This window comes from Leptospira ilyithenensis, assembly GCF_004771005.1.
Lineage (GTDB): Bacteria > Spirochaetota > Leptospiria > Leptospirales > Leptospiraceae > Leptospira_A > Leptospira_A ilyithenensis.
On sequence record NZ_RQHV01000038.1, the window covers coordinates 48,750 to 68,483 of the forward strand.

At 42.2% G+C, this 19,734-nt stretch carries 21 protein-coding genes; 11 read left to right on the top strand and 10 right to left on the bottom strand.

Features of this window, described 5'->3' with window-relative positions; translation table 11 throughout:
• The 5 genes from EHS11_RS06080 to EHS11_RS06100 form a co-directional block, all read right to left on the bottom strand.
• A complete protein-coding gene (locus EHS11_RS06080; RefSeq protein ID WP_135763606.1) occupies positions 1–723 on the bottom strand; it encodes a phosphoadenylyl-sulfate reductase in 723 nt (240 codons plus the stop codon).
• Positions 724–839: 116 nt separating this feature from the next.
• On the bottom strand, positions 840–1,904 hold the full coding sequence (locus tag EHS11_RS06085) for a sulfate/molybdate ABC transporter ATP-binding protein (protein ID WP_135763514.1): 1,065 nt from the start codon (positions 1,902–1,904) through the stop codon (positions 840–842).
• 6 nt (positions 1,905–1,910) lie between these two features.
• The gene (gene cysW, locus EHS11_RS06090; protein ID WP_135763515.1) at positions 1,911–2,723 is read right to left on the bottom strand and encodes a sulfate ABC transporter permease subunit CysW; all 813 of its coding nucleotides are present in this window, start codon (positions 2,721–2,723) and stop codon (positions 1,911–1,913) included.
• Positions 2,720–3,547, bottom strand: a complete 828-nt coding sequence (cysT, locus tag EHS11_RS06095) for a sulfate ABC transporter permease subunit CysT (RefSeq protein WP_135763516.1) — start codon at positions 3,545–3,547, stop codon at positions 2,720–2,722. The genes cysW and cysT overlap by 4 nt, the downstream gene beginning before the upstream one ends.
• Positions 3,548–3,569: 22 nt before the next feature.
• Positions 3,570–4,622 carry a sulfate ABC transporter substrate-binding protein gene (locus EHS11_RS06100; RefSeq protein WP_135763517.1) on the bottom strand — a complete coding sequence of 351 codons (1,053 nt, stop codon included), beginning with the start codon at positions 4,620–4,622 and terminating at the stop codon, positions 3,570–3,572.
• Positions 4,623–5,128: 506 nt separating this feature from the next.
• Here EHS11_RS06100 and EHS11_RS06105 point away from each other — a divergent pair.
• The 3 genes from EHS11_RS06105 to EHS11_RS06115 all read left to right on the top strand — a co-directional run bounded on the left by EHS11_RS06105 (position 5,129) and on the right by EHS11_RS06115 (position 6,728).
• Positions 5,129–5,449 carry a transposase gene (locus tag EHS11_RS06105; RefSeq protein WP_167884367.1) on the top strand — a complete coding sequence of 107 codons (321 nt, stop codon included), beginning with the start codon at positions 5,129–5,131 and terminating at the stop codon, positions 5,447–5,449.
• A gap of 12 nt (positions 5,450–5,461) precedes the next feature.
• Positions 5,462–5,644, top strand: coding sequence for a hypothetical protein (locus EHS11_RS06110; protein WP_135763519.1), 183 nt, complete (start codon positions 5,462–5,464; stop codon positions 5,642–5,644).
• Between the two features lie 298 nt (positions 5,645–5,942).
• A complete protein-coding gene (locus EHS11_RS06115; RefSeq protein ID WP_135763520.1) occupies positions 5,943–6,728 on the top strand; it encodes a helix-turn-helix domain-containing protein in 786 nt (261 codons plus the stop codon).
• 6 nt (positions 6,729–6,734) lie between these two features.
• On the opposite strand, the gene EHS11_RS06120 is transcribed toward EHS11_RS06115, so the two are convergent.
• The 3 genes from EHS11_RS06120 to EHS11_RS06130 all read right to left on the bottom strand — a co-directional run bounded on the left by EHS11_RS06120 (position 6,735) and on the right by EHS11_RS06130 (position 10,000).
• Positions 6,735–7,139 carry a hypothetical protein gene (locus tag EHS11_RS06120; protein WP_135763521.1) on the bottom strand — a complete coding sequence of 135 codons (405 nt, stop codon included), beginning with the start codon at positions 7,137–7,139 and terminating at the stop codon, positions 6,735–6,737.
• Positions 7,140–7,278: 139 nt separating this feature from the next.
• Positions 7,279–8,808 (bottom strand): Omp85 family outer membrane protein, encoded by a 1,530-nt coding sequence (omp85, locus tag EHS11_RS06125; RefSeq protein WP_167884368.1) that lies wholly within the window; start codon positions 8,806–8,808, stop codon positions 7,279–7,281.
• 85 nt (positions 8,809–8,893) lie between these two features.
• A complete protein-coding gene (locus EHS11_RS06130; protein WP_135763522.1) occupies positions 8,894–10,000 on the bottom strand; it encodes a tetratricopeptide repeat protein in 1,107 nt (368 codons plus the stop codon).
• Between the two features lie 109 nt (positions 10,001–10,109).
• Here EHS11_RS06130 and ilvB point away from each other — a divergent pair, with 109 nt between their 5' ends.
• Genes ilvB through EHS11_RS06145 form a run of 3 tightly spaced genes read left to right on the top strand, consistent with a single transcriptional unit; the run spans position 10,110 to position 14,137 of the window.
• Entirely contained in the window at positions 10,110–11,816 is a 1,707-nt protein-coding gene (ilvB, locus tag EHS11_RS06135; protein WP_135763523.1) for a biosynthetic-type acetolactate synthase large subunit, read from the top strand.
• Positions 11,813–12,301, top strand: a complete 489-nt coding sequence (ilvN, locus tag EHS11_RS06140) for an acetolactate synthase small subunit (protein WP_135763524.1) — start codon at positions 11,813–11,815, stop codon at positions 12,299–12,301. Before ilvB ends, ilvN begins: the two co-directional genes overlap by 4 nt.
• Before the next feature lie 60 nt (positions 12,302–12,361).
• Positions 12,362–14,137 carry a peptidase MA family protein gene (locus EHS11_RS06145; protein WP_135763525.1) on the top strand — a complete coding sequence of 592 codons (1,776 nt, stop codon included), beginning with the start codon at positions 12,362–12,364 and terminating at the stop codon, positions 14,135–14,137.
• A 93-nt stretch (positions 14,138–14,230) separates the two neighbouring features.
• On the opposite strand, the gene trxB is transcribed toward EHS11_RS06145, so the two are convergent.
• Together trxB and EHS11_RS06155 are read right to left on the bottom strand one after the other, a co-directional pair.
• Positions 14,231–15,172 (bottom strand): thioredoxin-disulfide reductase, encoded by a 942-nt coding sequence (gene trxB, locus EHS11_RS06150; RefSeq protein ID WP_135763526.1) that lies wholly within the window; start codon positions 15,170–15,172, stop codon positions 14,231–14,233.
• Positions 15,173–15,243: 71 nt separating this feature from the next.
• Positions 15,244–15,753 (bottom strand): tetratricopeptide repeat protein, encoded by a 510-nt coding sequence (locus tag EHS11_RS06155; protein ID WP_167884369.1) that lies wholly within the window; start codon positions 15,751–15,753, stop codon positions 15,244–15,246.
• A 124-nt stretch (positions 15,754–15,877) separates the two neighbouring features.
• On the opposite strand from EHS11_RS06155, the gene xerD reads away from it, so the two are divergent.
• From xerD to hslU, 5 genes are all read left to right on the top strand, one after another.
• Positions 15,878–16,774, top strand: coding sequence for a site-specific tyrosine recombinase XerD (gene xerD / locus EHS11_RS06160; RefSeq protein ID WP_135763609.1), 897 nt, complete (start codon positions 15,878–15,880; stop codon positions 16,772–16,774).
• Positions 16,774–17,208, top strand: coding sequence for an ATP-binding protein (locus EHS11_RS06165; RefSeq protein ID WP_135763610.1), 435 nt, complete (start codon positions 16,774–16,776; stop codon positions 17,206–17,208). The genes xerD and EHS11_RS06165 overlap by 1 nt, the downstream gene beginning before the upstream one ends.
• A 262-nt stretch (positions 17,209–17,470) precedes the next feature.
• Positions 17,471–17,692, top strand: coding sequence for a DUF167 domain-containing protein (locus EHS11_RS06170; protein WP_135763527.1), 222 nt, complete (start codon positions 17,471–17,473; stop codon positions 17,690–17,692).
• Between the two features lie 58 nt (positions 17,693–17,750).
• Positions 17,751–18,284 carry an ATP-dependent protease subunit HslV gene (gene hslV / locus EHS11_RS06175; RefSeq protein ID WP_135763528.1) on the top strand — a complete coding sequence of 178 codons (534 nt, stop codon included), beginning with the start codon at positions 17,751–17,753 and terminating at the stop codon, positions 18,282–18,284.
• 7 nt (positions 18,285–18,291) lie between these two features.
• The gene (gene hslU, locus EHS11_RS06180; protein ID WP_135763529.1) at positions 18,292–19,719 is read left to right on the top strand and encodes an ATP-dependent protease ATPase subunit HslU; all 1,428 of its coding nucleotides are present in this window, start codon (positions 18,292–18,294) and stop codon (positions 19,717–19,719) included.
• Positions 19,720–19,734: the final 15 nt, after the last annotated feature.

Genomic DNA, 19,734 nt, shown 5'->3' on the forward strand with positions numbered 1-19,734 from the left:
CTATCCTTTTTTAGGTGTTAATTTTCCATCCACCCAGTGGAGACCGCATTCTTTTGCGGATTCGTTTTCCCACCACCATCTTCCCGCCCGAAAATCTTCTCCGGGTTCGATGGCTCTTGTGCAAGGAGCACATCCTATACTGGGATAACCTTTGTCATGGAGGGGGTTGTAGGGAATGTTTTTATCTTTGACGTATTTTTTCGTATCTTCCCAGGTCCAATCAAGGATGGGATGATACTTTATGATTTGTTTGGCGGAGTCGATTTCGAATTTGGACATCTCTGTCCTGAATCCCGACTGTTCCCTTCTGATTCCTGTGATCCAAATCTTGGCACCGTTTAATGCCCGTTCCAAGGGGACTACTTTTCTGATATGACAACATTCTTTTCTGTTTTCCACCGAAGCGTAAAATGAATCTGGTCCGTTTGCGTTTACAAACTTTTCCAATTTTTCCGCATCCGGGAAATAAGTTTCTATCCTGGTTTTGTACTTATCATTTGTAATCTGATGAAGTTCGTAGGTCTCCCGAAAGAGTCTGCCCGTATCGAGTGTGACGATTCGGATTTTCAGATTTTGGGAAAGGATGGCATGTGTGATTGCTTGGTCTTCCAAACCGAAACTTGTGGAAAACACTGCTTGGCTTCCATATTCCCCGTCTAGGAAAGAGAGGGACTCTTCCAATCCGAGATTTTGCAGTTTAGCTTCAAGAGGTGCGGGATCAATCATAGTCATAGAAAGGATCTCTGTGGCAAAGAATCAATATATTAAACAATCTATTGTTTATTGGATGAATTGTAAAGTATATTGAGTGAAGTTTCGCGCTTAAGGGAAACAGGGAATCAAATTGTAAAATCGTCCACATATACTTTGGCCTTTCGTATCCTAAGGTAGACAGTTTCTCCCGGCAAAAGGTTGAGCTCCCGAAAATTTTCCTGCTCCAAAACGGATTCGATCAGAGTGCCTGTGTCCAAACGTTTCAGCTCGATGCGAACATTTCTACCTGTGGAATGAATGTATTGGATGTCTGCGGGAATTCCATCCTGTGCGGAACGAAGGATTTCGACATCATAGGGACGAACATAGGCAACCGCTTCCGAGTCTCTGACTTCGGAATGTTCCGGAGTCTCCATATGTATGTCTCCGATTTTTGCTTTGCCTTCTTGAACTCTTCCGTGAAACAAATTCACATCACCCAGAAAGTTGAATACAAAAGGACTTTTCGGTTTGTTGTAAACTTCGTCCGGGCTACCGATCTGTTCTATTTTTCCGGTTCGTAAGATAACAACGGAATCGCTTACTTCCAGAGCTTCTTCCTGATCATGCGTAACAAAAACGCTTGTTATGTGGATCTCGTCATGCAATCTTCTAAGCCAAGTTCGAAGTTCCTTTCTGACTTTTGCGTCCAGTGCGCCGAACGGCTCATCCAGTAATAAAAATTTCGGTTCTATGGCAAGTGCGCGGGCGAGAGCAACTCTTTGTCTTTGCCCTCCCGAAAGTTCGCTCGGATATCTTTTGTGATAATTTTCCAACTGGACCAGCTTTAAAAGTTTGTAAACCCGGTCTTCTATCTCCGATTTGGAAGGTCTTAGTTTGGATGATCTTACTTTCAAACCGAATGCAACATTTTCGAAAATATTCATATGGCGGAAAAGTGCGTAGTGTTGGAATACAAATCCCACTTCTCCGTTTTTTACTTCGGAAGCGGACTGGTTTTCATCATGAAAAACCACCTTGCCTGTGTCAGGTGCTTCTAGTCCTGCGATGATTCTCAAGAGAGTCGTCTTTCCGCTCCCCGACGGCCCGAGTAGGGCAACAAGCTCTCCGTGTTTGATGGAGAGATTGATGTCTTTTAGGGCGTGGAAGTTTCCGAAGTATTTGTTTAAATTTTGAATTTCAATAGACATATGATTTTACTTGACCCTTATATTTTTTTCGAGAAAGATCTTTAACACAAGAGTGAGCAAAGATAAAAACACGAGTAAGGTGGCAGCAGAAAAAGCACCGACCGAATTGTATTCATTATAAAGCATTTCAATCTGCAAAGGAAGAGTATTTGTTTTTCCGCGGATATGTCCGGAAAGAACGGAAACCGCCCCGAACTCCCCCATGGCTCTCGCATTGCATAGAATGATCCCGTACATAAGTCCCCATTTGATATTGGGGAGGATGATCTTTCTTATCGTTTGAAAAAGAGACGCCCCGAGTAAGATGCCTGCTTCCTCTTCTTCTTTTCCCTGGCTTTGCATAAGAGGAATAAGCTCACGGGCCACAAACGGAAGAGTGATAAAAATAGTAGCGATAACAAGTCCCGGTGTATTGAAAACAACTTTGATATCGTATTCCATCAGTGTTTCCCCGAGCCAACCTTGCCTTCCGAAGATGAGTAGAAAAATAAGACCGGAGATAACGGGCGATACTGCAAAAGGAGAATCCAAAATGGTGATGATTGTATTTTTGCCTGGAAATTCGAAGCGAGTGAGGGTGAATGCTGCAATCAATCCGAACAATGTGTTCACTGGAACCGCGATGAGTGCAACTTTGATGGTCAACCAAACAGCAGATAGAGTGTCTTTGTCCTGCAATGCCTTTACGTAACCATCTATTCCGTGTGCGAATGCTTCTATAAATACAGTGGCGATCGGTAGAATGAGAACTAAAATGGCAAAAAAATAGGCAAGCCCTATCAGTAGAAATTTGGAAAAAGGAAGTTTGTTTTTTCTCATGACAACTTCCTTGTGAATCTACTTTGAAAGTAGTTGATTAGAAACATAATGGCGAAAGAAAGCACAAGCATTACCACCGCGATTCCCGTGGCTTTTCCATACTCGTATTGTTCTAGTTTGGTGACAATCAGCAGAGGTAGAATTTCCGTCTTTCCGGGTAGATTGCCTGAGATAAAAACCACGGATCCGTATTCACCTATGCTACGGGCAAACGCCATTCCCGTGCCTGCGAGGAGGGAAGGCCAAACTTCCGGGAAAATGATCTTTCTGAATGTTTGAAAAGGAGTCGCACCCAAACAATAGGCGCTTTCTTCCAATTCCTTGGGTAGATCTTCTAACACCGGTTGGACGGTACGTACGACAAAGGGAAATCCGATAAATACAAGAGCGATGATAATACCTGCGGGGGTATATGCGATTTTGATATCGAAAGGTGCAAATAATTTTCCGATCCATCCGTTTTGAGAATAGATGGAAGCAAGTGCGATTCCTGCCACTGCGGTTGGTAAGGTGAAAGGTAAATCCACCAAAGTATCGATCAGTTTGCGGCCTGGAAATTCATAACGGACCAAAACCCAGGCAAATAAAAATCCGAGGAACAAGTTGATCAGAGCGGAGATTCCCCCCACCGTAAAACTTAAGACAAGTGCTTTTTGAATCCGATCTTCCTGGAAAACATCGAAAAGCCCTGTCCAGCCGATGGAAGCGGTTTTAAAAAAGAGTCCCAGAAGCGGAACAACCACCATGATACTGATGTAAAAGACAGTTGTTCCGAGGGTTAAACCGAAACTCGTTTTGGAGTAAGGTCGAATTGTTAAATTCATTTGCGAAAAGTGTAATTAATTGTTACTTTCCTGGTCCTTGCTCATAAATCGAATCAAAAATTCCCCCATCAGAAAAATGTTTCTTATGTGCGTTTTTCCAAGATCCTTCGATTTCACGAATATCAAAAACCTTTACAGCCGGGAATTTTGAAGCATTTGCTTTTAGAATGGCAGGATCAATCGGACGGAAAAAATGTTTAGCTATAGTCTCTTGTCCTTCTTTTGTATAGAGAAATTCAAGATAAGCTTTTGCTATTTCGCCAGTTCCTTTTTTTGCAGTCACTTTGGATACGATTGCAATAGGAGTTTCCGCTTTGATACTTTCCGAAGGATATACGATTTGGTAGTTGGCAACTCCGCCGTTTTCCTTTCTTGATTCAGCTAACGCGAGTTCGGCTTCATTTTCCCAAGTGATTAGGACATCACCGATTCCTCTTTGCACGAATGTAGTAGTGGATCCGCGAGCTCCCGTATCCAACACAGATGTATTTTTAAAAATAGCTTTGATAAATTCTGTAGCTTTTTCTTCGGTTTTATACTTGTTTTTAGCATATCCCCAAGCGGCCAGATAATTCCAGCGAGCTCCTCCCGAAGTTTTCGGGTTAGGCGTAATGAGTCCTGTTCCCGGTTTTACCAAATCATCCCAATCTTTGATTCCTTTCGGGTTTCCTTTTCGAACCAAAAATACGATGGTAGAGTAGTAGGGTGTGGAGTGGTTTGGAAATTGTTTTTCCCAATTTTCGTCGATTAACTTCGATTTTTCGGCAATACTGTCTATATCATAAGCAAGCGCAAGTGTTACCACATCCGCTTCCAATCCGTCGATTACGGCGCGAGCTTGTTTTCCTGAACCCCCGTGGGATTGTTGGATTTCCAAGGTTGCTTTGGTTTTCTTTTTCCAAATTTCTATAAATTGTTTATTCACATCTTCATAAAGTTCTCTTGTAGGATCAAAAGAGACGTTCAGAAGTGTTTGCCCGAAGATTCCGGAGAAAGACAGACTCGCGAAAAGCGCAAGGAAGGAAATCCCTCGCCCGACTTTGCCGATTCTCGATTTTTTAGTGTTATTGTCCATTTTCGTGCCACCTATGCTGCTAAATCGGATTTTTTATCCAATTTATTGGAGCTTTTGGCTATATTTCAGTATACTCCTCCGTTGTCAATTTGTTTCGCAATCTTTCGATCAATATTTTTCTGTAAGTTTTGGGCGCCTCTCCGACCGATTGATCGGATATTCACCTTTGATCCATTAGGTGGGAGACCGGGCTCTTCGCTTCAATCAGACGGAAAACAAGTAAAGTGATCCATTCTTAAATACGGAAAGCAATTCTCGCGGTAACGGAGGCCAAGGATGGCCGGAGTTTTTTCGTCGGAACAGGATGTTCCGCGAAAAAGAGCGGGGAATGTTTTCCGTTTGATTTCCGCTGCGATCTGTCCGCACACAGGACTTGCCAGGGCTCACTTTCTCCCGAAGCCTTTTCCCTGATCATCACCATTCATAGTAAGATGTTTCTTATGCTAAGAACTTCATTATTTGATTCATGGGATCTCGGGGTTTGGCACCGTTTTCGGAGATTTTTTATGAAAACTATTTACATTGGAATTGATTGGAGTCGTGATTTCATAAATCTAACAGCTCTGAGTGAAAATGAAAGTATTCTCTTAATAGAGCAGATCAATCTTCTTGATCATCAGATTGCAAAAATGAATTCAGATATTGATAGTCTTTACAACAATCATTCCGGTAGCCGCATTCTCAGTTCCATTCCTGCAATGGGAACCATGATAGGTGCGACTCTTCTCGCTGAACTCTCCGATGAATCAAGAAGGTTCCGGGATTATCGGGCTTTTCAGGCATATGCAGGAACATCTCCAATTTCCAGGCAAAGCGGGAAATCGTAGAAGCATGTTGTTATGCGACGTGCGTGTAACAAACATTTACGACACGCTCTTTATTGGCTTGCATTCAATTCATTGACTCGTGTGGAATGGGCTAGACAATTTTACGACGCACAGAGAGCAAAAGGAAAAGCAAATTCTATTGCTCTTCGATCACTTTCCAACAAGTGGGCAAAGATCATTTTTACTATTTGGTAAAAGAGTTCTCTTTATTCGCCGATTCTATTCAAAAAACCCCTTACACATAAAATTTTATTGACGCAATCCGCATAGTAAGCTGTGGCGTGGGGAATCAATCGTGGATAAGTTAGTTAATTAGCAAAAAGGCGAACTTATTTATAGAAAATTGTCGGAGATGGCAATATCCCTTTACCATTTCCTTGCGCAAAAATCAATCTGATCTCCAAAATCCATTCTTTTAATTTCAAAAAGTTCGCCTTTTTGCCTGAGTCAGGCATTGATTCGAACTCATATCTTTGGTATACTTTAGTTCCAAATGAAAAACGGATTTGGCGACCAACTTAGAGAATGGAGAAAGCTTCGCAAAAAAAGCCAATTGGAACTTGCTTTGGATGCGGAAATTTCGAGCAAACACATTAGCTTTTTGGAAACGGGGAGGGCCAATCCCAGCAAGGAAATGATCCATCGGCTTTCCGATGTTTTGGAGATTCCTTTCCGTGAGAGAAATTTATTAATGTTAGGTGCCGGTCTTTCTCCCTTGTATTCTGATCAGAAGATAGACGATCCGGAAATGAAGTCCGTTTCGGACGCCATTCATTTTATTTTAAAGCAACAAGAACCTTACCCGGCTATACTAACAAATGGTAGTTGGAATGTGCTCCGGGTCAATACTGCCGCCCGATCTTTGTTCGGGTTTTTCTTTTCAGACTCTCCCGTCATCGGCCAAAATCTCATGGAATTATTATTTCACCCCGATGGATTTCGAAAGCATATCATCAACTGGGATGAAGTGTGTCCTTTCCTCTTGGGAAGATTGAAACAGGAAGCTCGTTTGGGGAAAAGAGAAAGTTTTGAATTGTATGAAAGGATTTCCAAATTTTTACCCAAGGATCAGATCGAGTTTTTGCCAAAGGAAAATTTACCTCTCGTTTCGGTTGATATTTCTTTTGAAGGAAAGGTTTTGTCATTTTTATCCGTTATTTCCGCGTTCGGAACACCTTTGGATGTGGGCTTACAAGAGTTAAAGATAGAAACTTTTTTTCCGAATAATATTGAAACAGCGGAAACAATGGCATACCTTGCTTCCACTATTAAAAATTAGATTAGTTTAGTTCGCCGGGGTCTTTATGTTTCGAATTCCTTTGAATTCAAAAATGGCAAATCCTAAAACGGCAAGGCCCACCGCAGTAGCGAATGCAAATCCGAAGATGTGGATGTTTTCAAAAAAAGCGGAAAGTAGTCCTATCGTACCCAAAACCCAAGCCACATCCAGATAGAAGATAATATGAGAAATCGTAAGATTCGGTTTTTCTTTCTTGCCCATAAAAAATACAAATCCACCGAAACCTACAAGCCCTCCTCCCATTAGTTCCGGATATAAGCTGGGAAGGTTTCCGTAAAGAGTAGATAAATAATCTGCCAGAACCAAACAGATAACTCCGGTCGCCCCGGAAAGAAATCCATTGATTAGAAATGTGTTTTTTAAAAGGGAATACCCGTTCGAATGATTCATATTGTTCTCCAATAGGTAACAGTATAATGTCCAAACGGGGACAAAGTCGATTACCTGAGAGGTAATATTTGCATGTTTTATTCCGGCTGTTTGAAAAATAAAATAAGTTTAGGTTTTTATTTCCCTACCCGTGTTTTCATCAAAATACGTGACTGAAGTTAACAAACGTTTGTTCGTCTTCTCTGGATTTCGCATAATCAATCATGATGATAGTCGCTTGATTCCAAGCTATCCTTAACCCTATCCCTCGTGAATATTTATATCCCTTCCAGCCGATTTTGTGTTCATCGTCCCAAACACGCCCGTAGTCCATAAAAGGAACCAGGTTGAATACAAAATACTCACTTCCGATTTTTGTTTCTGCGAATTTCCAACGGACTTCCGAGTTTCCCCAACCCATCGTTCTACCCACAAAACGGTCTTGTTTGAATCCTCTGAGTGTTCGAAGTCCTCCGAGTCCTCCTATCATACCTTCCGTTCCCCAAAGGTTTCTATATTCGAAAAAGGGAGTATCTCCGTCGGTAAGTCCCATTGCGAAACGATTGGCGATGACCAATTTATCAAATATTTTAGGAAACGGACTCCAGAAAAATTTACCCTGAACAAAATACTTTTGAAAGTCGAAGTTGGAGCCCATTGCTTTTGAGTTTTTCTCATAAGTGGCTTCTAGAAACACCCCACTGTTCGGATCCGGTTCATAGTCTCTTGTATCGTAAACAATTCCCACCCGAACCGAATTCACATAACCACCATTATATCCGCGAAGTTTGCCGGCTTCATTGTCTTCCGTAAGTCTTGTCTTTCCATTCGGGACTTCGGCTCCGTAATTGAGCGGATCTCCTCCGAGCAAAGGGTCTTTTCCCTGTATCAGTTTTCCGTCGTAAGTATGGACAATGTTATTTGAAAACTTCAAGCCGGTTACCAAACGTACTGTCCCTCCCACATAGGATCTTTCCGCACTGGCAGTCGCCATCGGAGTTTCTATCTGGTAACGATTGTACATTCGATCCGTCACAAGATAACCTTGGCCGCTGGGAATTCCCGAATAGTTTCGTCCGCCAAACATCACGGAGTCGGAAGGCATGCCAGGTCGGAAATAGGTTAAATTTCTTTCCTGATCCATATAACTTGCATTTTGAATCAATCTTCCGTCCGATTGGTTTCGATCCAGATAGGAAAGGGGTTTTAAACTATTTTCCCCCAACCCGAAATAAAGAGTGGTGGGAGTGATTGTTAAAAATGCATCCGCCCGCAGCCTCCATTTGGTATCTGCGATAAAAGGCATATCCAAACTCAATTGGTGGTATTGTGCATTTTTGTTTGTATTGAAATATTGGGCGAAAAACCGCAACCGGTAAGGTGTATATTCAAACAAGGGGTCGGTTTTTTTGCCGTTATTGTACATATAGGCGCGAACTCCGTATCCAATCCCTTCGTTCGGATCCGAGTTGATTAATGGCAGACCGGTCGGATACCAACCCTCGTTTTTTTGCGCTAGGTCCTTTTTGCAAAGCTGTTTTGAGGCATCCATCGGAAAGGGGAGGTCTTTTCTAGGTGCCGGCTTTTCACACCCGTCCGAGGGCGCGAATTCCTGCGCTTTTAGTTCCAGACCAGCGAAATATAATGTACATATAGTACATAGAAAAAAGCTCAGTTGTTTGTGCATCATCGATGTCTCTAAGGGTAAAGCTGTCCTAGAGATCATCTTAAAATGGATTTAGTCAATATTAAAAAGTTCTAAAACGGGAGGATCTTTAATCTTTTAGATATTCGATTCTTTCTCGGATGCTTTCGTTGGATGGAATTTTTTTGGAAAGGTCTTCTAACATTTTAATGGCCTGGACTTTTTTGCCCATCAAATCCCAGAGATCGGACAATTCCAGGGCCGGTCTCGGATCATTCGGCGATTTGGCCAAAAGATTGACGTAGATTTCTTCCGCTTTGTCCAAGTCCCCGATCAATTTTAAGGCTGCTGCTTTTCCCAAAAGGGCAAAGTAGTCGTCTCCGTTCGCAAGGATTTTATTAAAACATTCCAATGCCTTGTCATATTTGCCGAGACCCCGCAGCGAGTCCGCATAACGATTGATAATCAGTTTGTTTTCAGGATCGAATTCCAGAATTTTTTCCCAGTAAAGGATCGCAGTTTCAAAAGCCTTTTTGCCCCGATAGGATTCCGCAAGTCCGTATAGAGCGAAAAAATTGCGTCCGTCCAATTCTTTGGCTCGTTCGTAATAAATGATCGCCTTGTCAAATTCTTTGATCTTTCGGTAGCTGTTTCCTATCTCCGTCAGGATCTTGATATTGTTCGGTTGGGTAGACAAAAGTTTTTCCCACCATTGGATCGCTTCCGTATAACGTTGGCAGGCAAAAAACAAATGACCAAGACCTACGATCACATACTGATCATTCGGATTGATCTGCAGCGCCTCCATATAATAAACTTCCGATTCTTTGAAGTTTTTTAACTTGCGATGGGCGTCCGCCACTCTTGAGAGAATACTTGCATCTGTAATTGTTATATGATGAAATTCTTCCGCTACTTCTATTATTTTTTTCAGGCTGTTAAGATCGCGGTAACAATTCATAAGCCCCATTAGGGAAAATTTATTTGTTGAATCTTGTGCTAAACATTTGCGATAATAAATAATCGCTTCTGCAGGTTGTTTTGTTTTGGCATAATAATCGCCTAAGCCCACTAGCCCGTAAGTGTTGGACGGATCTTCTTCCAGTAGGATTTCAAGACGTTCTTTCGCCTCTCGAAACCTTCCTTGGTCTAAGAATCGATACGCTTCCTTGGCTAAAGATTTTATTTTTGAAAATTTTTCATCTTCTTGGGGTTTTTCTATTTCTGTTTTGTCCATCGGATAGGCTCAATATCTAGGTTGAAAATTTGGACAGCAAAAATCGAGTTAAAAACGAGAGAACATTGACTTAATGCCCTTTTTTGCAGAAATGGCATTGGGGGAAAACATGACTACAAATACCGAAGCTATCTCAGGTGCCAGATTGATGGTCGAACTCTTGGAAGAGGCAGGTGTGGAGATTGTGTTTGGTTATCCCGGTGGTGCCATCCTTCCTTTTTACGATGAACTCTATCATAGCAAAAAAATCCGACACATTCTTGTCCGCCATGAGCAGGGTGCCATACATATGGCAGAAGGGTACGCACGTTCTACCGGAAAACTAGGTGTTTGCATTGCTACTTCCGGACCTGGTGCTACAAACCTGATCACAGGGCTCACTGATGCCAAGATGGATTCCATTCCGATCTTAGCCATTACGGGACAAGTTCCCACAACAGATATTGGAACCGACGCTTTCCAAGAGGCGGATATCTACGGGATCACGATTCCGATCACAAAATACAATGCTCTGATTAAATCTGCGGACGATCTTGCCCGTCATTTTGAAGAAGCGATGAAAATTGCGATGGGAGGAAGACCTGGTCCTGTACTACTCGACTTTCCGAAAGATGTCCAAACCGGAAAAACAACTGTTCGTAAAGCACCTTCCCTTAAGATCGCAACCCACCATTACGAGCGGCAAAAAGTAAAAGGTGATGCTAAGGAATTTGCGGAAATTCTGAATGCCGCAAAACGACCGTTACTTTATGTAGGGGGAGGAGCGATCAATTCTTTTGCTTCGGCTGAGATCAAGGCACTTGCGGAAAAAGCAAATGCCCCCGTTACAACAACACTTATGGGGATAGGGGCTTTCCCTGCCACTCATCCTCTCAGCGTTGGAATGCTCGGGATGCACGGAACGGCTTACGCAAATAAGGCGGTCCTCGAATGCGATTATATTCTGAACTTGGGTGCCAGGTTTGATGACAGGGTTGCAAAAAAATATGATTTTGCTCCGAATGCAATCCGAGCTCATATTGATATAGATGCAGCCGAATTCAATAAACGGGTGAATGTCGATCATGTACTTCACGGGGATTTGAAAGATGCAGTTCGTGAAATTTTACCTTATATCAAAACAACGGACAGATCCGAGTGGATCGGCAAAATTGCACAATTGAAAAATGATCATCCTTTGGATTTTGATAATTCCACTGATGTGATCAAACCTCAGGATTTTCTGAAACGGGTTTATGAAAAAACAAACGGAAAAGCGATTGTTTCCACGGATGTAGGCCAACACCAAATGTGGGCGGCACAATACTATTTATTTGATGAACCGAATACTTGGCTTACTTCCGGCGGACTTGGCACTATGGGTTACGGTCTCCCTGCAGCCATCGGAGCGAAATTCGGAAATCCCGACAAGACTGTGATCTGTGTTACGGGGGACGGATCGTTCCAGATGTGCATTCAGGAACTGGCAACTATCGCCCAATCAAAGTTAGGTGTCAAGATTTTACTCTTCAATAATAATTTTCTCGGAATGGTCCGCCAATGGCAGGAATTGTTTTACGAAGAAAGATTCAGCGAGTCTCAATGGACGTATAACCCGAATTTTGTGAAGCTTGCCGAATCATACGACATTCCCGGAATGCGAATTGAGAAAAAATCGGAAATTCAAAAAGGGATAGATTTTTTCCTAAATGACGAAGGTTCCGCTCTCATCGAAGTGATGATTCCTGCGGAAGAAAAAGTTTTTCCGATGATCCCTGCCGGAAAATCACAAAAGGATCTACTTGAATTTAAGGACTTGGCAAAGTTAAAGAAATGAAATATACACTCAGCATTTTAGTGAACAATCATCATGGAGTGATGAGCCATGTTTCGGGTCTTTTCACAAGAAGAGCTTATAATATCGATTCGATTGCGGTAGGTGTTACCGACAATCCCGAGATTTCTTCGATGACGATTGTGTTAAACGGGGATGATTTCATCGTAGGCCAGGTAAAAAACCAGTTATTGAAACTTCCTGACGTTTTGAAAGTTCAGGACATGGCTTATGCTAGTTCCGTCCAAAGGGAGTTGGTACTTATCTCAGTAACGATCACGGAATCCAATCGAACCGAAGCCCTCACCGTATGTGACGGGTTTGGTGCTAAGATTTTGGAAATTACGGAAGACTCTTTGCTTTTGGAATTTTCGGGAAATTCAAGACAAGTCGGAAATATGATCTCCCTTATGAAACAATTTGGAATCAGAGAGATTTCCCGCACCGGTCAAATCGCAATCGCATATAGAAATCAAAATTCTTTTTAGAACCTGCTTGACTTTTGTCCGAATACCGAAAACATATCGGCGTTTGGACAAAGGATCGGTATGTTTCAAAAAAAAATCATTTTACTATTTATTTTTGTCATTAATTTATTTCCTATTTTTGCACAGGATCCGAGTCGGGTTCGTGTGCCTTATCTCCAAGGAACAAATAGAACCGATATCACCCGCTACAAATGGGGAATTACCGCTCCCAACCGCTTTGAAGATATTTCCGGTGTTCCTATACCTCAGATTGGTGAGTTACGTTTAAAGTTTCCTGTCAACACTCCTTCCTTCTATTCGGGACCGGACGGAGGTGAAGTTTATCTTTGGAAAAAAGACAATTACAGATGGACTAGATCCGACGGAAGCATACTTACGGAATGGGAAAACGGAACTTGGAAATTGGAGACGCCGGACGGTCCTAATTTTACTTCCTTCGGAGTATTTGGTTCGTGTAGCGGTTGTTTACCGAAAATCCAATTGGACTGGAAAGACGGCTCCAAGTTGATACGGGATTGGGTTCCTCATAGAAAAGAATTCGCCTGGGTATTTCAAAAAAATAACGCATCGCCTGCCTTAAACTGGCAATTGATTGATCCTTCCAAAACAAAACCGGGTCGTTTTCAAGTTTCCAAATACAGTTTTTATCATTCTTCAGATTGGGATTTATACTTACAGGCGTTAAAAGAGAATTTTCCCGCTGATGAATTTTTCGCTTTTGCTAAAAAAGAATTCGATATGGAAAATATAGGTCAGGTGCCTGTCTTGTTATTTGATAAAAACGGGGAGATGTCCGCGTACCAAGGTAAGGAATTGCCGGGCGGCTCCGAAGAAGGAGGGTTTGGCGGTCAAAACTCAATCACTCTGTGTTGTGGAGAAAAGCAGATAAAACCTACCGGAAATTCCGTTTTGGATGAGGATGCTAAGAAAAGAGCCTTTCTGGGAACCTTTTATCACGAAACAATTCACAACTTGGAACAAATGACTTGTCTTTCTTATAAGTCCGGCTTGGCAAATTTACCGAAAGAAAATCTCCCTGATCCTTGGTTTGATGAAGGGATTGCCAATTACATTGCCGGTCAATTTTCTATTTCAAAAAAATATTATATCTACGAGGAGTTGGACAAAAAAATCCAAGCAGGCAAAATTCCTTCCAGCTATGCGGCTTTGTTGAAACATGGATACCAGGACTTGCTTCCTTATTCACTCGGCGCTTATATGGTCGAGTATATGCATAAAAGTTACGGCAGCAAAACGGTAGTTAACTACAATAAGGATACTTGTTTGGGAACGGATTCCGCTCTCGCTTTGGAGAAGGCAACAGGAGTCTCGGCAGATCAATTTATTTCCCTTGCGGTAGCCGACTTTCAATCCAAAAAATCAGTTTTATTCTCCGATTCTAAAAAGAAAACGCTGCAAGGTTATACGGTGATGGCGCCTGTGAATGTAAAAGCCTTTCAGAACTTTCTCGAAAAAGGTTTTTCTTTGCCCGCGTCTCCCTTTGACATTCAAAATTATGAGGAAATCCCTTCCGTTCGGGAGACCTTCCTTGCTTCCGTGGAACCGTTTTTTAAAAAAATAGAAGGGGACTTCGACGGTCCGGGGGAATCCACTTTTTTCCTATGGAAATCCGGAATCTATAAATGGCAGGGAAAAACTTGGGAGGCGACTTACTTTCCGGGCAATCAAACTGTTTTCAAAAAAGACGGTTGGTCTGTCATTGAGTGGGAAGATGGAAAAAGAAGGGTGGTTTCTTCGGATGGAACATCTGTTATGTTTTGGAAAAAAGACCAAAAAGGATATTTCGATTCTGCGGGAAAACAGATCAAAAAATAAAAAAAGGTTAGAGTTGGATGATGAAACTGTCATCCTTTCTCTAACCTTTTCGATTTCAATCGGTGTTTTGGTTTAGTTTATGATTGTCAGTTCTTAGTGGCCTTCCAGCCATTTCTCCGCTTCGAGTGCCGCCATACAACCGCTACCTGCCGCAGTGATCGCCTGTCTGTAGGTTTTGTCCTGTACATCTCCCGCAGCAAACACACCTTCGATATTGGTCCTGGTTGTTCCCGGTTTTGTGATGATATATCCCGTCTCATCCAAGTTCAATTGACCTTGGAAAATTTGAGTATTAGGAACATGGCCAATAGCATAAAAAAGTCCGCCCACTTGCAAATCAGTCACTGCCTTGTTGACAGTGTCTTCCAGTGTAATGGCTGTTAAGCCATTGTTCGCTCCCTTGGCTTCTACAATGGTTTTGTTCCAAAGTATTTCAATTTTAGGATGGGAAATGGCACGCTGTTGCATGATTTGCGAAGCACGAAGCTGATCTCTTCTATGAACCAAATAAACCTTGGAGGCAAATTTGGTAAGGTGGTTTGCTTCTTCTACCGCCGAGTCTCCCCCGCCGATCACGGCAAGTTCTTTGCCTCGGTAGATCGGAAGTGCTCCGTCACAGACAGCGCAGGCAGAGATTCCTCTTTGCCAAAATAGATCTTCGCCTTTTACATGCATACGTTTGGCAGTGGCACCTGTTGCGATGATGATGGATTCCGCTTCGATTTTTTCATCATCAGACCAGATCACAAAAGGGCGTTTGGAAAAATCCACTTTGGTGATGGTTTGTGTGTGAATTGTGGTTCCATATTTTGTGGATTGTTTTCGGAAAAGCTCAGTGAGTTCGGTTCCGTCGATTCCCTCGGGGAAACCAGGGAAATTTTCAACTTCCGTTGTTGTGGTCAATTGTCCGCCTGCGGCCACCCCGCCTGCCATAAAGCCTTCATACATAACTGGACTCAGATTGGCTCTCGCCGCGTAAATAGCAGCAGTGTGTCCTGCCGGTCCCGATCCTATAATAACGACTTTATATGCCATGTTTTTCTCCAATTTAAAATGATTCTAATTCTTAGACGCTTAAACCGTAAACTGTAAATCGGAAAAAAATCTCAGATTTTGGCTTCGCAGGCTCGCACCCAAGGAGCATAATAAGGATCCCCGGCAAGAGGGCTTATCTCCAGGAGCTTAAGATAATCTTTTTGTTTGTAGTTTCTTGTCAAACAAAGGTAGGTGGATTCAAAAAAATCCACGGTCTCTTTTTTCCCCTCAAAACGCATCTCTTCCAGGATATGCAAGGCTTCTTTTTCATACCCAGTGGTAAGAAGCAGGCGGAATAGCTCCCTTTGGATTTCCGGGTCGTCCTTATGGGTTTTGTAATATTTTTCCAGATAGAATAGGGATGTAGCGACAGAGCGGGGGGACTCGGCAAGGAGCAGGCCCATTCTTTTCAGAACTGGCTCGTAATCGGGATTTTCCCGGAGGGACTGCTCGTAAAAATAAAGTGCTTTTGTCTTTTCTCCCTTGGCTTCCCAGGCTTTGCCTTCTTGGAACAGGGCCTTTTCTTCTCCCACGCAGGAAGCAACTAACAAAGCGATAAGTGCAATTTGAAAAAATTTCATAAAAACGATGGCCCTTTCTCCTTTTTTCTCGTAAGTAGCTAATGTGGCAAAAAAAATAATAAGTCTCTTTAGCATTTTTGTCCGACCCTTTAAGTAACTTAAGAGAGTCACAATGGGTTCCAAATTGCCAAGTTCTCAAAATCAGCTATTGCAAACATTCCAAGAATACCTTTCCGTTGAAAAAGGGTTAAGCGATAATTCGATCTATTCCTACGGTTATGATCTCAATAAATTTGCGATCTTTCTAGAAAAACAACATATCAATTTTCTAGAAGTAAAGGCCAACGATATTATGCGTTTTTTGGAAGAAGAGAGAGAACGTAAAATCTCTGCTAAAACCTTGGCACGTGAAGTGGTTGCTATCAGGCAGTTTTATAAATACCTACGTGATGAAAAACGATTGGATTCGAACCCTACGGAGAAAATCGAAACTCCGGAAGTGGCAAGAACCATTCCCGATTATCTCACACAAGCAGAGATTGATGAACTTTTCAGAAACATAAAGGAAGACAACCTTTACGAATTAAGAGACAAGTGTATTTTTGAACTTTTGTATTCTTCGGGACTTCGTATTTCGGAAGCGTGTAACCTTCGTATAGGCGATATCGATATGGACAATATGGCGATCACTGTGGAAGGAAAAGGCGGAAGACAAAGACTTGTTCCTTTCGGCGAAAAATCTTTGGAGATTTTGAAAAAATATCTGGTAGAGAGCCGTCCTGAAATTTTGAAAAAACGTGTTTGCGAATTTGTATTTGTATCCAAAAAAGGATCGTATATCAATCGTAAGTCGGTTTGGAGACTTTTAAACCATTATATCAAAAGAACAAAGATCAAAAAGAAAGTCACTCCGCATACTCTCAGACATTCTTTTGCAACTCATCTTTTGGAAAACCATGCAGATTTGAAATCTGTGCAAGAGCTTCTCGGTCATATTGATATTTCTACAACTCAGATCTACACTCATATGGCGAATAAAACTCTTAAGGAAGTCCATAAGAAGTTTCATCCGCGTGGTTGATGACTCCCAATTCTCCTAAAAAGGCGGACTACGGAAAATTAGTCCGCTTACAGATTCCTTCTCATCCCAGATACATCTCCCATACGCGTAATTATTTTTTTAATCTTGCCCTGGATCATGGTTTCACACTTTACGAAGCTGTGGATTTGAAATTGATTCTCGGCGAAGCCATCAGCAATGTCATTAAACATGCGTATGCCGGTCATACGGACAAACCGATTTTTATCGATTTTTTGTTTGAAAAGGAGAAGGTTCAGGTCAAGATCCGGGACTACGGAATCAAAACAAAACCCCGGGATTTGAAAAGTTCCGATCTAAGTGATTATAGGGAATCCGGGATCGGATTATTTCTGATCAAACAACTCACCGATTATTATTTTCTGGATGAGTCGTTCGAAGTGGGCAACCAAATCATTTTGATCAAAAAGAAGTAAAAAGGCGAACTTATTTTCTAAAAATGATCCAAATTCGGGAAAGAATTTGTTTTTTGTTCCGAACAATGGTAAAGGGAAGTCATTGGTTGGCTTTGTGGTTTTCCCCACCCAGGAGATCAGCCTTGCTGATGATCCTTTAGATACTTCTTGCTTCTATTGGCGCGAGGGAGGGGCGGGGATGGTATACCTTCGATCCAGACGGTTCGTTACAACCACTTCCTTACTTACCCTCACCGACTAACTATCGCAATTTTTATATTCCATGATCCTATCCATTCACGCAAAGCCGAATTCCAAAAAACCGGGAATCGAAAAACTCACCGAAACGGAATGGGTCGTTCGCATCAAATCCTTGCCGGTGGAAGGCAAAGCCAACGAGGAACTGATTCAAAGGATCGCGGATGAACTGGGCACTTCTCCCTCCAAGGTGCAAATTCTCCAAGGGGGGACGGGCAAGAAAAAGAAAATTCTCATAGATATCTAGAAAGAATCCGAATCCATTTTCCTCGACAATCTCCGTCACTTAAAGATTATATCCTTATATGGAAGCCATACATGCGACCACGATATTGAGTGTCCGAAAAGACGGAAAAGTAGCCATGGGCGGAGACGGCCAGGTTTCAATGGGCCAAACCGTAATGAAACATACTGCACGCAAAGTGCGGAGGCTGCATGGTGGAAAAGTGCTCGCGGGCTTTGCCGGATCTGCAGCGGATGCGTTCACCTTATTCGAGTTATTTGAAAAAAAACTGGGAGAACATGGCGGCTCCGTTTCCCGTGCTGCGGTGGAGCTTGCTCGGGAATGGAGGATGGATCGTATGCTTCGCCGTTTGGAAGCCTTGCTGATCGTATGTGACGCCACCGAATCCTTTTTGATCTCAGGAACTGGAGATGTGATTTCTCCCGATGACGGAGTGCTCGCTATCGGTTCTGGTGGAAATTATGCACTGTCCGCCGCACGCGCATTATCCGAAAATACTTCTTTTAGCCCGACGGAGATCATTCAAAAAGCAATGAAAATCACCGCTGATATTTGTATTTATACTAACCATAATTTGGTGCTCGAAGAGTTATAGGAGAATAATGGAACCGAAAGAAATTTTAGCAGAAGTCGTTCCTAATCCCGAAGAGGAAAGTTTTAATTTTGATTTAACACCAAAGGAAATCGTGACTCGTTTGGATGAATACATCGTAGGGCAATCGAAAGCAAAAAGAGCGGTTGCTGTAGCACTTCGCAATCGGTCCCGGCGCAGAAAACTTCCCGAAGAATTAAGGGAAGAAGTTTATCCTAAAAATATTATTATGATCGGACCGACAGGGGTAGGGAAAACCGAAATAGCTCGCCGTCTGTCAAAGTTATGTGGCGCTCCCTTTTTAAAAATCGAAGCTACCAAGTATACGGAAGTCGGATATGTAGGTCGTGATGTGGAATCAATGATTCGTGATTTAGCCACAATCTCTCTCAATTTGGTTAAAAATGAATTTAGAGAAAAGGTGAAGGAAAGAGCATTCGAAAAAGCGGAAGAAACCATTCTTGATATCATCCTTCCTCCTATTTTTTATAAAAAAGAAGAAGAGCTTACCTTGGAAGAAAAAGAACGTTTCGCAAGTTACAAGCAGTCTCGCGAAAAGTTCAGGGAAAAACTCCGAGCGGGAAAGCTTGACGACCAGGAAATTGAAATTGATATTCCCAAATCTTCGGCACCTGCCGGAATTCCCATGTTGCAAGTGTTTGGTGCTGGGAATATGGAGGAGATGGATAACCAACTTCAAAATATTCTGGGTGATCTGATGCCTAAAAAACAGGGCAAACGAAAGATCAAAATCACCGAGGCAAAAAAACTGGTCAGCGAATCCGAAGCTGAAAAATTGATAGATTTGGAAAAAATGCAATCGGAAGCAGTTCGTAGAGCCGAGGAAATGGGAATTATCTTTCTGGATGAAATCGACAAGATCGCAGGAAGGGAAGGAAGACAAGGTGCGGATGTATCCCGGGAAGGTGTGCAAAGGGATCTTCTTCCTATTGTGGAAGGATCTACAGTATCGACAAAGATTGGTCCGTTAAGAACGGATCATATTTTGTTTATCGCGGCCGGGGCATTTCATATGTCCAAACCTTCCGATTTGATTCCTGAATTGCAGGGACGTTTTCCGATTCGAGTGGAGTTGGATACATTGTCCAGGGAGGATTTTGTTAAAATTCTTTCGACACCGAAGTCTTCTCTCACCAAACAATACGAAGCTTTACTTGCAACGGAAGGAGTTCAATTATCTTTTACGGAAGATGGAATCCATGAAATCGCAAATCTTGCATTTGAAATGAATGAAAAAAACGAGAACATAGGTGCTCGTCGTCTGAATACGATCATGGAAAAATTGCTGGAAGAAACCAGTTTTGAAGCACCTGATCTTGCGGAAGATAAAAAGAAAATAGAAGTGAACCGAAACTTTGTACAGTCCATTTTGAAAGGGATCATCGAAGACAAAGATTTGAGCAGATATATTTTATAAACTTGCTCAAATCTT

Bases quoted from the DNA above. Each gene is read 5' to 3' on its own strand.
- EHS11_RS06165 (WP_135763610.1), top strand. From the start codon at position 16,774: ATGACTCCCAATTCTCCTAAAAAGGCGGACTACGGAAAATTAGTCCGC.
- EHS11_RS06085 (WP_135763514.1), bottom strand. From the start codon at position 1,904: ATGTCTATTGAAATTCAAAATTTAAACAAATACTTCGGAAACTTCCAC.
- EHS11_RS06130 (WP_135763522.1), bottom strand. From the start codon at position 10,000: ATGGACAAAACAGAAATAGAAAAACCCCAAGAAGATGAAAAATTTTCA.
- EHS11_RS06120 (WP_135763521.1), bottom strand. From the start codon at position 7,139: ATGAATCATTCGAACGGGTATTCCCTTTTAAAAAACACATTTCTAATC.
- hslV (WP_135763528.1), top strand. From the start codon at position 17,751: ATGGAAGCCATACATGCGACCACGATATTGAGTGTCCGAAAAGACGGA.
- cysW (WP_135763515.1), bottom strand. From the start codon at position 2,723: ATGAGAAAAAACAAACTTCCTTTTTCCAAATTTCTACTGATAGGGCTT.
- EHS11_RS06145 (WP_135763525.1), top strand. From the start codon at position 12,362: ATGTTTCAAAAAAAAATCATTTTACTATTTATTTTTGTCATTAATTTA.
- cysT (WP_135763516.1), bottom strand. From the start codon at position 3,547: ATGAATTTAACAATTCGACCTTACTCCAAAACGAGTTTCGGTTTAACC.
- ilvB (WP_135763523.1), top strand. From the start codon at position 10,110: ATGACTACAAATACCGAAGCTATCTCAGGTGCCAGATTGATGGTCGAA.
- EHS11_RS06170 (WP_135763527.1), top strand. From the start codon at position 17,471: ATGATCCTATCCATTCACGCAAAGCCGAATTCCAAAAAACCGGGAATC.
- EHS11_RS06105 (WP_167884367.1), top strand. From the start codon at position 5,129: ATGAAAACTATTTACATTGGAATTGATTGGAGTCGTGATTTCATAAAT.
- EHS11_RS06115 (WP_135763520.1), top strand. From the start codon at position 5,943: ATGAAAAACGGATTTGGCGACCAACTTAGAGAATGGAGAAAGCTTCGC.
- EHS11_RS06155 (WP_167884369.1), bottom strand. From the start codon at position 15,753: ATGAAATTTTTTCAAATTGCACTTATCGCTTTGTTAGTTGCTTCCTGC.
- ilvN (WP_135763524.1), top strand. From the start codon at position 11,813: ATGAAATATACACTCAGCATTTTAGTGAACAATCATCATGGAGTGATG.
- hslU (WP_135763529.1), top strand. From the start codon at position 18,292: ATGGAACCGAAAGAAATTTTAGCAGAAGTCGTTCCTAATCCCGAAGAG.
- omp85 (WP_167884368.1), bottom strand. From the start codon at position 8,808: ATGATGCACAAACAACTGAGCTTTTTTCTATGTACTATATGTACATTA.
- trxB (WP_135763526.1), bottom strand. From the start codon at position 15,172: ATGGCATATAAAGTCGTTATTATAGGATCGGGACCGGCAGGACACACT.
- EHS11_RS06100 (WP_135763517.1), bottom strand. From the start codon at position 4,622: ATGGACAATAACACTAAAAAATCGAGAATCGGCAAAGTCGGGCGAGGG.
- EHS11_RS06110 (WP_135763519.1), top strand. From the start codon at position 5,462: ATGCGACGTGCGTGTAACAAACATTTACGACACGCTCTTTATTGGCTT.